The organism is Acinetobacter sp. 102 (genome assembly GCF_037028485.1).
Classification (GTDB): Bacteria; Pseudomonadota; Gammaproteobacteria; order Pseudomonadales; family Moraxellaceae; genus Acinetobacter; species Acinetobacter higginsii.
Genome location: NZ_JAZEZK010000010.1, coordinates 136,324 through 151,593, shown reverse-complemented (window position 1 = coordinate 151,593; position 15,270 = coordinate 136,324). Strand labels below are relative to the sequence as shown.

15 protein-coding genes and 1 pseudogene are annotated in these 15,270 nt (G+C 40.9%); 13 read left to right on the top strand and 3 right to left on the bottom strand.

Annotation, left to right across the window (positions count from 1 at the left end):
• Window positions 1-74: 74 nt before the first annotated feature.
• Together WA352_RS12000 and WA352_RS11995 are read right to left on the bottom strand one after the other, a co-directional pair.
• Complete coding sequence (locus WA352_RS12000; RefSeq protein WP_033133635.1) at window positions 75-677, bottom strand: RBBP9/YdeN family alpha/beta hydrolase; 603 nt, start codon at window positions 675-677, stop codon at window positions 75-77.
• A 148-nt stretch (window positions 678-825) separates the two neighbouring features.
• Complete coding sequence (locus tag WA352_RS11995) at window positions 826-1,833, bottom strand: sulfate ABC transporter substrate-binding protein (protein ID WP_004654537.1); 1,008 nt, start codon at window positions 1,831-1,833, stop codon at window positions 826-828.
• Between the two features lie 251 nt (window positions 1,834-2,084).
• Here WA352_RS11995 and pabC point away from each other — a divergent pair, with 251 nt between their 5' ends.
• The 3 genes from pabC to tmk are packed head-to-tail and all read left to right on the top strand — an operon-like array spanning window position 2,085 to window position 4,577.
• Window positions 2,085-2,897, top strand: a complete 813-nt coding sequence (pabC, locus tag WA352_RS11990) for an aminodeoxychorismate lyase (protein WP_033133636.1) — start codon at window positions 2,085-2,087, stop codon at window positions 2,895-2,897.
• A 1-nt stretch (window position 2,898) separates the two neighbouring features.
• Complete coding sequence (gene mltG / locus WA352_RS11985) at window positions 2,899-3,978, top strand: endolytic transglycosylase MltG (RefSeq protein WP_005322091.1); 1,080 nt, start codon at window positions 2,899-2,901, stop codon at window positions 3,976-3,978.
• Window positions 3,978-4,577 (top strand): dTMP kinase, encoded by a 600-nt coding sequence (gene tmk, locus WA352_RS11980; RefSeq protein ID WP_033133637.1) that lies wholly within the window; start codon window positions 3,978-3,980, stop codon window positions 4,575-4,577. The genes mltG and tmk overlap by 1 nt, the downstream gene beginning before the upstream one ends.
• 205 nt (window positions 4,578-4,782) lie before the next feature.
• On the opposite strand, the gene nadB is transcribed toward tmk, so the two are convergent.
• Entirely contained in the window at window positions 4,783-6,420 is a 1,638-nt protein-coding gene (gene nadB, locus WA352_RS11975) for an L-aspartate oxidase (protein WP_171248658.1), read from the bottom strand.
• Window positions 6,421-6,792: 372 nt separating this feature from the next.
• On the opposite strand from nadB, the gene WA352_RS11970 reads away from it, so the two are divergent.
• From WA352_RS11970 to recO, 10 genes and pseudogenes are all read left to right on the top strand, one after another.
• Window positions 6,793-8,169, top strand: a complete 1,377-nt coding sequence (locus WA352_RS11970) for a Do family serine endopeptidase (protein ID WP_004805748.1) — start codon at window positions 6,793-6,795, stop codon at window positions 8,167-8,169.
• 121 nt (window positions 8,170-8,290) lie between these two features.
• On the top strand, window positions 8,291-8,743 hold the full coding sequence (locus tag WA352_RS11965; RefSeq protein WP_033133639.1) for an acyl-CoA thioesterase: 453 nt from the start codon (window positions 8,291-8,293) through the stop codon (window positions 8,741-8,743).
• A gap of 36 nt (window positions 8,744-8,779) precedes the next feature.
• Window positions 8,780-9,310 carry a GNAT family N-acetyltransferase gene (locus WA352_RS11960; RefSeq protein ID WP_005322095.1) on the top strand — a complete coding sequence of 177 codons (531 nt, stop codon included), beginning with the start codon at window positions 8,780-8,782 and terminating at the stop codon, window positions 9,308-9,310.
• A gap of 163 nt (window positions 9,311-9,473) precedes the next feature.
• A complete protein-coding gene (lepA, locus tag WA352_RS11955) occupies window positions 9,474-11,291 on the top strand; it encodes a translation elongation factor 4 (RefSeq protein ID WP_005189899.1) in 1,818 nt (605 codons plus the stop codon).
• 73 nt (window positions 11,292-11,364) lie between these two features.
• Window positions 11,365-12,228 carry a signal peptidase I gene (gene lepB / locus WA352_RS11950; RefSeq protein WP_005322098.1) on the top strand — a complete coding sequence of 288 codons (864 nt, stop codon included), beginning with the start codon at window positions 11,365-11,367 and terminating at the stop codon, window positions 12,226-12,228.
• Window positions 12,229-12,252: 24 nt separating this feature from the next.
• A complete protein-coding gene (locus WA352_RS11945) occupies window positions 12,253-12,630 on the top strand; it encodes a DUF4845 domain-containing protein (RefSeq protein WP_004654518.1) in 378 nt (125 codons plus the stop codon).
• The gene (rnc, locus tag WA352_RS11940; protein WP_004805889.1) at window positions 12,599-13,294 is read left to right on the top strand and encodes a ribonuclease III; all 696 of its coding nucleotides are present in this window, start codon (window positions 12,599-12,601) and stop codon (window positions 13,292-13,294) included. The genes WA352_RS11945 and rnc overlap by 32 nt, the downstream gene beginning before the upstream one ends.
• A gap of 4 nt (window positions 13,295-13,298) precedes the next feature.
• Window positions 13,299-14,324: a GTPase Era gene (gene era, locus WA352_RS11935; protein WP_005189893.1), complete on the top strand. Its 1,026-nt coding sequence runs from the start codon at window positions 13,299-13,301 to the stop codon at window positions 14,322-14,324.
• Window positions 14,325-14,350: 26 nt separating this feature from the next.
• Window positions 14,351-14,547 (top strand): annotated as a pseudogene (locus WA352_RS11930) (NF038104 family lipoprotein).
• A 9-nt stretch (window positions 14,548-14,556) separates the two neighbouring features.
• Complete coding sequence (gene recO, locus WA352_RS11925) at window positions 14,557-15,264, top strand: DNA repair protein RecO (protein WP_005189885.1); 708 nt, start codon at window positions 14,557-14,559, stop codon at window positions 15,262-15,264.
• Window positions 15,265-15,270: the final 6 nt, after the last annotated feature.

The following is a 15,270-nucleotide window of genomic DNA, read 5'->3' as shown; positions in this document are numbered from 1 at the left end:
ATTTCCTCAAAGAGAAATGTTTGCTAAAACAAGCAAATAAATAATGCGAATACTAAAATTACGGAAAGCTGGGGTTAGGCAAATTTCAAATTAAAATTTGCCTGACTCATTCGGACGATAGGCTGCATCTTTTTTTCAGGTAGCAGGTAGTTCAGGATCTCAGGGAAAGGACCAAATCCAGAAGCAACATTGATATGACCAACTGGACCTAAATTGATTGGTGTTAATTTCCATGCTTGAGCAAGTTGTAGTGCATCGACATAACCCAACCACGGATCATTTTCACTGATCAATAACGTGGTCGGCACGTCAATTTTCAGTTGCTGAAAATACTGTTTATAGTCAGTCAAGCTATGACGAGCGAAGCCTGCTTCACCAAAACGTGCTGGATTCGCGGGTGCAACCAAAATCAGATTTTTAACTTTTGCTCTGAGTTCTGGGTGTTCAGCCAGCGCAGCAACACTGGTTAAGCAGCCAAAGCTATGTGCAACGATTTGAACAGGCGCTGGAGCTGCAACAACAGTTTTAACAAATTGAGCAACCCATTCGCTTAACACAGGACGATCCCAATGTTTCTGTTGAACGCGAGAGCTAGACACGAGTTGCTGTTGTAACCAAGACTGCCAATGCTGCGCTTCGCTACCACCTACACCTGGAACAATTACGGTATGAATCATGTCTATTCTCCTTAACCCCTTAGAATCCCTCCCAACCTCCCTTTAAGAAAGGGAGGAGTAACACGAATTTAGTAACTAAACTAAAATCTGTGTAATTCCCCTCTTTCAAAAGAGGTGAGCTGCGTTTATTGCAGCGCAAGGGAGATTTTTATTTGCCTGTGCTGTTGATCTTGACGATTTGGTCAAAGATACCGCCGTTATCAAAGTGTGTTTTTTGTACTTTGGTCCAGCCACCAAATTCTTGATCAATCGTTACCAATTTAAGTGGTTTAAACACGTTGCTGTATTTCTTTAATACCGCGGCATTACGTGGACGGTAGAAGTTACGTGCAGCAATCTCTTGTCCTGCTGGTGAATACAGGTAGTTCAAGTAACCACGAGCGATTTGCAAGTTGCCTTTTTTCTCAGCATTCTTTTCTACAACAGCCACTGGTGGTTCAGCGAGAATCGATAGAGAAGGGGTAACGATTTCGAATTTGCCCGGTTGTTCACGGACTGCAAGGTAGGCTTCATTTTCCCAAGCCAGCAATACATCACCGATACCGCGTTCAGCAAATGTTGTGGTTGCACCACGTGCACCTGAATCTAGTACTTTGGTTTGTTTATAAATTTGACGAACAAATTCTTGAGCTTTAGCGTCGTTACCACCTTTTTGATGTTTCGCCCAAGCCCAGGCACCTAAGTAGTTCCAACGTGCACCACCCGATGTTTTTGGATTTGGTGTAATAATTTCTACACCTGGCTTAACCAGATCACCCCAATCTTTGATTTGTTTTGGATTGCCTTTACGAACAAGGAATACAATTGTTGAGGTATATGGCGTAGAGTTGTTCGGTAATTTCTTTTGCCAGTCTGCTGGAAGAAGTTTTGCATTTTCAGCGATTTCATCGATATCTGCTGCAAGTGCAAGTGTGACTACATCGGCATTTAAGCCATCAATCACGGCACGGGCTTGTTTACCTGAACCGCCGTGTGATTGTTTAAAGTCGATGTCCTGACCTGTACGCTGTTTCCAGAACGTACCGAATTGTTTATTGAAATCTGTATACAGCTCACGCGTTGGGTCATAAGAAACGTTTAAGAATTCTTGTGCCGCGAATGAAGAAACTGAGAGTAATGCGGCAATGACGCCGACTTTAACTTGAGAAAAACGCATGGAAAACCCCTTAAAATCTAAATCACTGTTTGGAATATGTACGCAGCATAACGCCAGTTTTTTTGCAAAAAAAATAATTAAAATCGAATTTGTTATGAAAAAAATAGAAATAGATAAAACAGATAAGCTTTGCTGAATTATTGATATATAAGTGATTTTTAATTTTAGATTTTAATTGTTATACTTATTTAAAATCAATAGCTTATTGGTTTTGGTGATGCTGGCTTATAAAGTGGAAAGGTATCTAGATTATGCAGTGTTATAAAAATGGACAATTAATTGATTCCATCCCTTTATTAGACCGAGCTTTTCATTATGGCGATGGCTGCTTTACCACAGCACGTATTTTTCACGGAATTTTTGAACTAAAAGAACTACACTTTGCACGTTTAAAATTGGCATGTCAGTCCTTACAGCTGGATGCAAATTTATCTTGTATAGAAAAGTCTCTTGTACAATTACAGCAGCAATATTCAAATCTCAATGGCACATTAAAAGTCGTGATTAGCCGTGGTGAAGGCGATCGTGGCTATAGTTTGCCATTACATGCGGCTGATGTGTATGTCTGGTATTACCCAAGAGTGACACAGGCTTTTCAGCCTGAGTGGATTGAAAGTGGCATGTTAAATCATGCTTTGGGTTTGAATATGCCGCATTTAGTGGGTTTAAAAACGCTGAATAGATTAGAACAGGTCTTACTCAAGCAAGAAGCTGATCAGCGTGGTTGGTTAGAAGCCCTTGTTAGTGATGTACAAGGTTATATTGTTGAAGGGGTAAGCAGTAATTGTTTTATTCGTATAAATGATCGATGGATTACGCCTGAACTTCGTTATAATGGCGTCCACGGTGTGATGAGAGCCAAAATCTTGTCGAGAATGCAGCAATATCAGATTGAATGTGAGCAGCGGTGTATCGATATGAATGAGATTGGCCATATCCAAAGTTTATTTTTTTGCAATGCGTTACATCCAATGAAAGCGGTTGTTCGATTTAATGATCAGGCCTTAGCGCAGCAACCCTATCTTGATTTATTTGAAACTTTAAAACTTAGCCAGATTGATTAATATGCCAAAGCCGCCAAATTCCAGCAAAAGTAAGAAAAAGCCCAAAGCGAAACCGAAATCTAGATTTTCTTTTTTTAAAGCCTTTTTGATCGCCATTGTTATTTTTGTATTGGCGATCTTTGGCATTGTATGGTCGAGTTTATTTAAAAATTACCCTGTAGACAGTAAAAAACAGCTTTTGGTGATTTCTTCTGGTGATACCTATTCACGCTTTATTGATCGTTTAGCCAAAGAAAATAAGGTGAATTTTCCAATAGTTTTAAAGCTGTATCAGAAGTTTATGATTCATGACACCATGAAAGCGGGCGTTTATGAAATTACAGAAGGCATGAGTATTCGTCAGGTGATGGATATGTTGTCTGATGCAGACAATGCACAGATGAACCGTATTTTAGTGATTGAAGGAACCACTTTTTCACAATTGATTCAGAGTTTAAGAAAAGACCCAAATGTCACCAATACTTTGCTTGATCTTCCGCACAGTGAATTATTAAAACAATTAAATATCTCATATACGCATCCAGAAGGCCTATTTGCGCCTGATACTTACTTCTTTGCCAAAGGCGAGACCGATAAAAAAATCTTAACCGATTTGTATCGCCGTCAAATGAAATCGCTGGATGAGGCTTGGGCCAAGAAAGCACCGAACTTACCGTATAAAGATAAGTATGAAGCGTTGATCATGGCTTCGATTATTGAGAAAGAAACTAGCCTTGATAGCGAGTTAGAACAAGTTTCAGGTGTATTTGTCCGTCGTTTGAAAATGGGTATGCGCTTACAAACAGATCCAACGGTGATTTATGGTATGGGCGATAACTATAAAGGCAATATCACCCGTAATGACCTGCGTACGCCAACGGCTTATAACACCTATACCATTAATGGTTTGCCACCAACGCCAATTGCTTTGCCAAGTAAGAAAGCAATTGAAGCAGCGATGCATCCTGATGATGCCAAAAATATTTACTTCGTTGCCACGGGCAATGGTGGGCATAAATTTACCGCGTCTTTAGAAGACCATAATCGTGCAGTGCAAGAATATTTAACTGTGCTACGTTCAAAGAAAAAGCAGGGCGAATAATGTTTATTAGTTTTGAAGGGACGGAAGGTGTAGGAAAAACTACGCTGATTCGTAAAATTCATCAGTACTTTGAACAGCAAGGTAAAGAAGTGGTGTTGACCCGTGAACCAGGTGGAACACCATTGGCGGAACAGATTCGCTCCTTATTATTGGCGGTGAATCATGAAGAGCAAATGAGTCATGATACCGAGCTGTTATTAATTTATGCAGCGCGTGCACAGCATTTACAGCAAGTGATTTTACCTGCATTAGAGGCGGGTAAGATTGTGTTGAGTGATCGTTTTACCGATGCCAGCTTTGCTTATCAGTGTTCTGGACGTGGTTTAAGTCAGGAAAAGTTGCAACTGTTAAATCAAACCTTTGTGGCGAAAATGCCGAATATCACCTTTTGGCTGGATGCCCCAATTGAATTGGGCATGACCCGTGCGCGAGAGCGTGGTGCATTGGATCGTTTTGAGCAGGAGAAATTAAGTTTCTTTGCTAAGGTGCGTGCAGGTTATGAGACCTTATGGCAAGCAGAACCTGAACGGATGAAGCGTTTGGATGCAACACAGAATGCAGATGTTGTGTTTGAAGAGGCGCTGCAATATTTGAAATGAAAGCAGCTATATACTCAATCTGCATCATCTAAAAAGTTTGTGTGATGCTTTGGCTTTATTTCTTATGCCTTACTTTTCAGGGATGAAAAGTAACAAAAATCCTTTGTTGAGCTGACGGTACATCCTTGATACCGCAGCTCAACGGGCGACATCCCTGTCGCTTACCGCGATAGTAAATATTAACTAAGAGTCTTCTTTGAAAGTATCACTCATTCACCAACGGCTGTTCCACTTTAAAATTAGGTGGTGTTAACACTGTTTTACGAATCTCATTTGAAAGTTCAGGATAATCTAGCGTGTAATGTAAACCACGTGATTCCTTACGTTCCATTGCACAACGTACAATCATTTCCGAAACTAGAACTAGATTACGCAATTCAATTAGATTCTTACTGACACGATAATCCTGATAATACTCAGTGATTTCACGTTTCAACATTTCAATACGGTGCAAGGCACGTTGTAAGCGTTTGGTGGTACGGACAATACCCACATAGTTCCACATGGTAGAACGAAGCTCATCCCAGTTTTGCAGGATTACCACATCTTCATCTGCATCTGTAACTTGCGTTTCATCCCATGTTGGAACATCAGGGAATTGAAACTCAGCATCAAATTTCTGTTCGATATCTTCTGCTGCACTCATGCCATAAACGAAACATTCAAGTAGTGAGTTACTCGCCATACGATTAGCGCCGTGTAGACCTGTATAAGAGGTCTCACCAATGGCATATAAACCGTCTAAATCAGTTTGGCTATGTTCATCTACCACCACGCCGCCGCAGGTGTAATGTGCTGCTGGAACAACAGGGATCATATCTTTAGTGATATCAATGCCGAGTTCAAGTAAGCGCGCATATAGTGTCGGGAAGTGTTCAGTAATAAATTCGGGTGATTTATGGGTGATGTCTAACCAGACATGACGAATACCTAAACGTTTGATTTCGTGGTCGATGGTACGTGCCACAATGTCACGTGGAGCAAGTTCAGCGCGTTCATCAAAACGCAGCATAAAACGTTCGCCATCTGGTAAGCGTAAATAAGCACCTTCACCACGCATCGCTTCGGTGATCAAGAACGAACGCGCTTTCGGATGATATAAACAGGTTGGATGGAATTGGTTAAATTCCATATTCGCCACGCGACAACCTGCACGATAAGCCATGGCAATACCATCACCTGTGGCAATATCAGGGTTTGAAGTATATAGATACGCTTTCATTGCACCGCCACAAGCCAGTGCAGTAAATGGCGCGAGGAAAGTATGCACCTGTTCATTAGCTTCATCTAAAGCATAAAGACCAATTGAACGATTGGCTTGGTTTTGATGCCCAAGCTTGTGTAGGGTAATCAGATCAATCGCAATATAATTTTCAAAAATCGTAATATTTTCTCGTTCTTTCGCACGTTCAACCAAGGTGGTTGAAATGGCTTTGCCGGTTGCATCGGCAGAGTGAATGATACGACGTTGTGAATGACCACCTTCGCGGGTAAGGTGCAATTGTTCGTCATCATCTAGCGTAAATTGCACGCCTTGTTTGAGCAGGAAATCAACGGAAGGTTTGCCACCTTCGACGGTATGTTTGACGGCATCTAATTCACAAAGATGACCACCTGCAATCATAGTGTCATTAATATGTTGTTGAATAGAATCTGTTTCATCTAATACTGCAGCAACACCGCCTTGCGCATAGAAGGTACTGGCTTCCGTCAGCGCCGCCTTAGCTAAAATTGCAATGTTGTAATGACTTGGTAAAGAGAGTGCAAGACTTAAACCTGCACCGCCACTGCCCACAATAATCACATCAAAATGGTGAATTGTTTTTAAATCAGGCATGTCAATCTGCTTCAGTTTTAAACGTTTGCTAATGACACCGCTTTTTTATCAAAAAGGCAAGGGCCAATCTGCCTAGAATTGAGTGAATTTTTAGCGAATGAGATTTATTTGCCGATTATTTTTTGCTTAATCTATATGGATGAGAAAATGATTACGTTTCAGTACATTGTTTTAATCTATCGTTAAGCTGTTCAGGATAAAACCATTTCTATCGGGTAAATTATGGTGTGTTTCTCCATAGTTTATTCACATTTCATCATTCTAGATCGTTGTATGCATTGAAAATATAAACATATTTTTACGAAAAGAATGATGGGTGTGTGCTAGAAATATAGACCTAAATTTCATTTTAATTATCAGTATGTAGGTTCTTGCTTCATGAAAAGTCGCTATTTACAACAAGGAATGTATGCTGCGGTATTTACGATAGCAGCATCTCAAGTCAATGCTGCATCGCCAGTAGATTTTTCAAATCTCGTTGAGCAGGTCAGTCCTGCGGTTGTGAGTGTCAATGTTGTTAAGAAAATGACTCAGGAAGAGTTATTACAGCAACAAGTCCCAGAAATTCTACGTCGTTTTTTTGGTAACCAAGTGATTATCCCTCAACAGCAGGGACCTCAAGAAAAAACGGCATATGGTAGTGCCTTCTTTATCGGGAAAGATGGCTACTTACTCACGAACCGTCATGTAATTGCAGATGCTTCACGTATCAGTATTACCTTAAATGATCGTCGTGAATTGGATGCGACACTTGTAGGAAGTGATGAGCGTACCGATATTGCATTGCTTAAAGTGAATGGCAATAATTTTCCAGAATTAAGAATTGGTAATGTAGACCAACTCCGAGTTGGCGAACCTGTACTCGCAATTGGTTCGCCATTTGGTTTTGATTATTCGGCTTCGGCAGGGATCGTCAGTGCAAAATCAAGAAATATGAGTGGAGAAACTTCGGTTCCATTTATTCAAACTGATGCGGCTTTAAACCCAGGTAACTCAGGTGGTCCATTGTTTAACCAGCGTGGTGAAGTAGTGGGAGTCAACTCACGTATCTTTAGTGGTACGGGTGGTTATATGGGCTTATCATTCTCGATCCCAATTGATGTGGCGATGGATGTCGTACAACAATTGAAAACAACTGGTAAAGTCACCCGTTCTTATCTTGGTATTATGATGCAGGATATTGATCGTAACTTGGCAGAAGCCTATAAGTTACCGAAGCCAGAAGGCTCGTTGATTACTCAGGTTGCGCCAAAGTCCCCAGCTGAAAAAGCAGGTCTAAAATCTGGTGATGTGATTTTAAAAGCCAATGGTGCGCCAATTTCGCGTACTAGCGATTTGCTTTATTCACTCAACCGTATCGCGCCGAACCAAACTGTTCAACTGGAAATTCTACGTGATGATAAAACACGTACAATTTCAGCAACATTGGGCACTGCACCAGATGACACTGCTGCTGATGCTGAGAAAAATAACCCAACCAGTGGTTTAGGCATGAGTATCCGTGATCTAACGGCAGCTGAGCAAGCGCGTTTAGATGTGCGTGGTGGTATCTTGATACAAGATGTGAAGCGTGGTGGTACTGCGTCGTTATCAAATCTGGTTGCGGGTGATGTGATAGTACAGGTGAATGGTACAGCGATTACCAATAGCCAACAGTTTGCAAAAACTGTTTCTGCCTTACCAAAAAATAGTGTTGCGCGTGTAACGATTATTCGCCAAGGTCAACGTGCAATCCTTGGATTACGTTTACCTTAATGATGGCATGAAGGTTATGTTGCTAAAACCACTCTAGATTAGGGTGGTTTTTATTTTGAAATACTTTCGTGTTTAGACTAGTGTAGCTAGCGGCACATTGTTTGATGAAGTATACAAAATTATGAGTACGATTTTTGATTTAAAAATACAAGTCCAGCCCAAGCATATCGATGTATTGGGTCATGTGAACAATGTGATGTACATCCAGTGGATGCAAGACGTTGCTTCAGCGCACATCGAAGCATTGGGTTTAGGTTTGGCACAATATTTAGAACTGAAACACGCTATGGTCGCGGTTGAACATCATGTTCAATACCGTAAGGCTGCACTGGAAGGCGAAGAAGTCATTTTGCGGACATGGCTAGATGATATTAATGCACTTTACTCGTTCCGTCAGTACGCCTTCTATCGACCTAAAGATCAGAGTATTTTATTTGTTGGCAATACCAAATGGGCGTGTATAGAAATTGATTCAGGGCGACCAAAGCGAATGTCACCAAGCTTTACCCAAGCGTATCAGCCAATTGCAACCAGTTTAAATCCAATGGACTTTAGTGTGACCTATTTTGAATAGAAAGCATTAAGTTTCGACCAGATGAGAGAGTATTTGATGCAACCATTGAAGACTTTAGCAACAGAACGTTTGATTTTAAATAGCCTACATTTAGATGATACTGCATTCGTTCTCGATATGTTTTCAAATGCTCAAGTACTCGAATTTTATGATTTAGATGCTTTCTCTGAGATTGAACAGGCGGAAGCGCTGATTCATCGAATGCATCATCGTTATTGTTCAGCATCGGGCTTTCGTTATGCGATACGTTTAAAGACCGGCGAAATGATAGGTGGTTGTGGTGTTAATCGTATTGTTGAGGAGGAGGGTGATCATCGTGCGATTATTGGTTATGACTTACATCCGAACTATTGGGGAAATGGTTATATGCTTGAGGCGATTACAGCGATGTTAAATTTGATTCGAACCGAGTTGTTGTTTGATCGAAAAATTCGCCATGTAGATGCACAAGTCATGCAGCAAAACCTTAAATCACAACGACTGTTACAGAAATTAGAATTTCATCAAATTCAACCTGTGGTCGAAATGGGGCGAACTTTCTTACAATTCCGATTGTCGTTATTTTGATATTGAGCTATTTGGGCCTAATGCTATACCGCATAAAACGTCTAGGCATAAATTTCTTTCGTCTTCATACCGAGCTTCTGTTATAATCGCGGGCAATTTTATTAAACCATTTGGCTCACTACTTTTTGAAAGTATAGGGCGTTCTATTTTGTTAAGGTAACCCATGGCGCAAGCTAAAAAATCCGTAGATATCAAAAATATACGCAATTTCTCGATCATTGCTCATATTGACCATGGTAAGTCGACTTTGGCGGACCGTTTTATTCAAATGTGCGGCGGTTTACAAGATCGTGAGATGCAAGCTCAAGTATTAGACTCTATGGAGCTTGAGCGTGAGCGTGGGATTACCATTAAAGCTGCATCGGTAACCTTGTATTACACACATCCAAATGGTCAAGAATATCAATTGAACTTCATTGATACTCCAGGGCACGTTGACTTTTCTTATGAGGTATCGCGCTCTCTAGCTGCCTGTGAAGGTGCGCTGTTGGTGGTTGATGCTGCTCAAGGTGTAGAAGCGCAGTCAGTTGCAAACTGTTATACCGCGATTGAGCAGGGCTTAGAAGTTTTACCAATCTTGAACAAGATTGATTTACCTCAAGCAGAGCCTGAGCGTGTCATTCACGAGATTGAAGAAATTATCGGGATTGAAGCGACAGATGCACCAACCTGTTCAGCAAAAACTGGTTTAGGTGTTGAAGGTGTTCTAGAGCGTTTGGTCGATGTGATTCCTGCGCCAGAAGGTGATCGTGATGCACCGTTACAAGCATTGATTATCGACTCATGGTTCGATAACTACCTTGGTGTGGTATCGCTTGTTCGTATTAAACAAGGTCGTATCCGCAAGGGCGACAAGATGTTGGTGAAATCAACTGGCCAAACACATCCTGTGACTTCAGTTGGTGTGTTCAATCCAAAGCATACCGAAACTGACATCCTCGAAGCAGGTGAAGTTGGTTTCGTTATTGCAGGGATTAAAGACATTTTTGGTGCGCCAGTTGGTGATACCATTACGCTTTCTAACACACCTGATGTTGCGACTTTACCAGGTTTTAAAAAGGTTAAACCACAGGTCTATGCAGGTCTGTTCCCGATTGATTCAAGTGACTTTGAACCATTCCGTGAAGCGCTGCAAAAACTACAGATCAATGACTCTGCTTTATTCTTTGAGCCTGAGAGTTCGGATGCGTTAGGCTTTGGTTTCCGTTGTGGCTTCTTAGGTATGCTGCACATGGAAATCGTGCAAGAGCGTTTAGAGCGTGAGTATGATCTTGATTTGATCAGTTCTGCACCGACTGTTATTTACGAAGCATTAACCAAGAAAGGCGATATCATTTATATCGACAGCCCTTCAAAAATGCCAGATGGCTCAACAGTTGAAGATTTACGTGAACCGATTGCTGAATGTCATATCCTTGTACCGCAAGAGTATTTAGGCAATGTCATGACTTTATGTATCGAACGTCGTGGTATTCAAAAAGATATGAAATTCTTGGGTAACCAAGTATCAATCACGTTTGAAATTCCAATGGCTGAAGTGGTCATGGATTTCTTTGATAAATTAAAATCATGTTCGCGTGGTTTTGCTTCACTGGATTATAACTTCGTTCGTTTCGAGAGTTCAGCGCTGGTTAAGGTTGATGTTCTAATTAATAGCGAAAAGGTTGATGCCTTGGCAATGATTTGTCACCGTCAAGATGCACGTCATCGTGGTATTGCATTGGTTGAGAAGATGAAAGATCTGATTCCTCGCCAAATGTATGATGTTGCGATTCAAGCTGCGATTGGTGCGCAAATCATTGCACGTTCTACCGTAAAAGCGATGCGTAAAAACGTATTGGCAAAATGTTATGGTGGTGACGTTTCGCGTAAGAAGAAACTTCTTTCGAAACAAAAAGAAGGTAAGAAACGTATGAAGCAAGTGGGAAGTGTTGAGATTCCACAAGAAGCGTTCTTAGCTGTATTGAAAGTTGATCGATAAAAAAGATCAGGCTGGGGGAGCATGCCGCTTTACCCAGTCGAATGACGGGCAGTGAAACTGCAAGAGAGGGTTTGTGGATTTTGATTTTAACTTGATTCTGGTACCAGCAACACTAATTTTCTTTTTAGTGTGGTTACTGGATAAGTTGGTATTGAAACAGCGTGCAACACGTGGGCGTAATCAAGAGAACTTTGTCATTACTTGGGCATATGACTTTTGGCCTGTGTTGGCTGTTGTGCTGGTGCTACGTTCTTTCTTATATGAACCATTTAATATTCCATCAGATTCTATGGTTCCGACCTTAGAAACAGGTGATTTTATCTTGGTGAATAAGTTTGATTATGGTGTACGTTTACCAATCGTAAATACTAAAATCATTGATGTCGGTGAGCCAAAACGGGGTGAAGTGATTGTATTCCGTTATCCGCCACAACCAACCATTAGCTATATTAAACGTGTCGTTGGTGTACCAGGTGACCATGTTCAATTTAGAAATGGTCAATTAATGATTAATGGCCAGCAAGTTGCAAAGGTAGAGACTCAATACTCGCGTGAGAAAGATCAGCAAGATACGCCTACAGCGCTTTATTTCAAAGAAACTTTAGGTGAACATCAGCATTTAATCCGCTACTTGGAAGGACGCAATCCGCTTGTTGAACAATTCCAGTTTGCACAATTGAGAGGTGCTGAAGCTTTGGTGCCATTTGTCGCAAAAGAGAATGATGTATTTATCCAAAGTAACGGTCAAGATTGGGAAGTAACAGTGCCAAAGGGACAATACTTCGCAATGGGTGATAACCGCGATCAAAGTGCAGATAGTCGTTTTTGGGGCTTTGTACCTGAAGCGAACCTAACAGGTCGTGCTTTTTATGTATGGATGCATAAAGAACCTGGTTTTAATCTTCCAAGTTTCAACCGAAATGGTAAGATTGACTAATAAAAATATATAGGAAATAGACAGATGCGTAAATCTCAACAAGGGACTTCGTATATTGCAATTTTATTTGGGGTAGTCTTATTTGCAGTTGCTGTGAAAGCAGCAATTGCGATTTGGCCAGCATACTGGGATGACAAACTGATTAATACTCAAATTGAGGGGCTATTAAAAGATAGTCCTGCAAATATTACACCGAGTAAGTTTGCATCTCAGATGGATCAACGTTTTGATATGAACGGGATTCGCGATCTACATTTTAAAGATATTGCGCAAGTGACTTATAAAGATGATCTTGTGGTGATGAAGAAGTATGAAATACGTAAGCCTTTCATGCTGAATATCAGTTTAGTGATGACCTTTGAGAAGACTTTTGACCAAAAATCTGCAAAACAAGCTCAATGATACACGGCTGCAAGGGCGAATAGGTCACCAGTTTAAACAGTTTGACTTGTTAAAACTGGCTTTGACCCATCGCTCGGTCAGCCATAAACATAATTATGAACGCCTAGAATTTCTAGGCGATGCATTATTAGGGATGATCGTTGCAAATTATTTGTACAATGCCTATCCCCTAGAAAATGAAGGTCGCTTAACACGTATGCGTGCGACTTTGGTTCGACAGGAAGCATTGGGGAAAATTGCAAATGACTTACAATTGAGTCGGTCATTAATTTTAAGCACAGGCGAGTTAAAATCGGGTGGACATCACCGTGAATCGATTTTGGCTGATACGGTTGAAGCCATTATTGGTGCTATTTATTTAGACAGTAATGATCTCAACTTGCTCGAGCGCATTGTGTTAAAATGGTATGAACCATATCTTGATCATATCGAACCGACAGATCAACTGAAAGACCCTAAATCACGTTTGCAAGAGTATTTACAAGCACGTAAAAAACCTCTCCCAGTTTACGAGGTTGTAGATATTCAGGGCGATGCCCCGAATCAACATTTCAAAGTGGAATGTGATGTAGCGGGATTGCCAAAAATTATAGGCGAGGGCTCAAGTCGTCGTTTTGCCGAACAAACGGCAGCGGCAGAGATTTTAAAATTATTGGAGCAATAACCTGATGTCTCATTCAGAAGAAAATAAGCCAGAAGCAACTGAACAGCAAGATGGCAATAATGTAGTTGATCAATTTTTTAGTTCTCAAGGAAGCACAATTCCTTCAGATTTCAAAAGCGGTTTTGTTGCGATCGTTGGCCGTCCAAACGTGGGCAAGTCAACTTTGATGAACCATATCTTGGGTCAGAAGCTATCCATTACCTCACGTAAGCCACAAACCACACGTCATAAGATCGTGGGGATTGATTCACGTGAGAAATCACAGGCAGTATTCGTAGATACTCCTGGGATGCATAAAAAAGAAGTACGTGCCATCAATAAGATGATGAACCGTGCTGCTCACTCAGCATTGCGCGATGTGAACTTGGTTTTATTTGTGGTTGATGCACAAAAGTGGACTCAAAACGATGAATTGGTTTTGGAAAAGCTTAAAAATGCAGATATGCCTGTGATCCTTGTGATCAATAAGCTAGATACCTTCGAAAATAAAAATGAAGCTTTGCCGCTGATTCGAGAGCGTGCCAAGTTAATGAACTTTGCTGAGATTGTTCCAGTATCAGCGTTGCGTGGTGCGAACCTAGATCATTTACGTGACACGATTGAGAAGTATCTGCCGTATCAACCACCTTTGTATTCATTAGATCAGATTACCGATCGTTCTGAACGTTTCCTTGCGAGTGAAATCATTCGTGAGAAAATTATGCGTCAGTTGGGTGAAGAGCTTCCGTACGATTTAACGGTTCAGATTGAATCATTTAAAACTGAAGAAGCGGCTGTAAACGAAAAAACAGGCCGTTTAAAGCCACCTTGTACCTATATTGATGCGACCATCTTTGTGGAACGTCAAGGCCAAAAAGCCATTGTAATTGGCGACAAAGGAGCGAAGCTGAAAAGTATCGGTATGGATGCACGTGCAGACATGGAAAAGATGTTTGAACAAAAAATCATGTTGACACTTTGGGTGAAAGTCAAAGGTGGCTGGTCTGATGATGAACGTGCACTAAAAAGCTTAGGTTATAGCGATATTTAACTGTCTTGTTGACAATGGAAACAGGTATGAAAATAACAATCCGTGTACTCGCAATCGTGACGTGTGTATTCATGTTGCAGGGCTGTATTCATAAGCTTTAACTGTACCTGTGAAAGTTGCCTATAAGACCACTAAAGGTGTTGTTAAAGGGACGGCTGCGGTTGTAGGTGCAGTCATTCCTGATGGCGATGATGAAGAAAAGGATGAGAAAAAGAAGGACTAGTATCGTTCTATGATGCGTAATGAAGTCCTGCATGGCTATTTGATTCATCATCGTAAATATCGTGAAAAAAGCCATATTGTGCATTTATTTACACAAGAATATGGTCGGGTGGATGGGATTCTTAGGCAGATCCCACCGCCGCAATACCAACCTATTCGTCTGCAAGCTTCTGGTAAGTCGGAACTTAAAAATTTCACAAAATTAGAAATCCTGAATCAACCTGTGTTCTTTCATGGTGATGCATTTTTTGCCGGTTTTTATTTAAATGAAATTCTATTGCGACTGTGTCCTTTAGAAGAGATGATGCCGCAAACATTCGAACAATATCAGTTGATTCTCGCGCTGTTACAGCAATTGGCTACACATGAGCAAGCGGCTTTGTTTCTTCGACAAATTTTACGTCAATTTGAGCATGTATTATTACCTGAACTTGGTTATGCCATTGATTTCTCAGTAGATGCGAGCCAAAAAGACATTCAGGTCACTCAGCACTATCAATTTCAGCTCAATGATGGCTTTTTACCAGTTTCACAAGCTTCGCGTTCAACACTTGATGGTGCATTGATTACCTCCATGCAAAGTTACGAAGATGGGCAGGATTTTTCTCACGAACAGCTGCAATTATTGGGTAAACTATACCGTCAAATGATTAGCTCTTTGCTGGGTGATCGGCCGCTGAAAAGCAGGCAACTTTGGATTCAAAGTACACAAAATTGATATTCC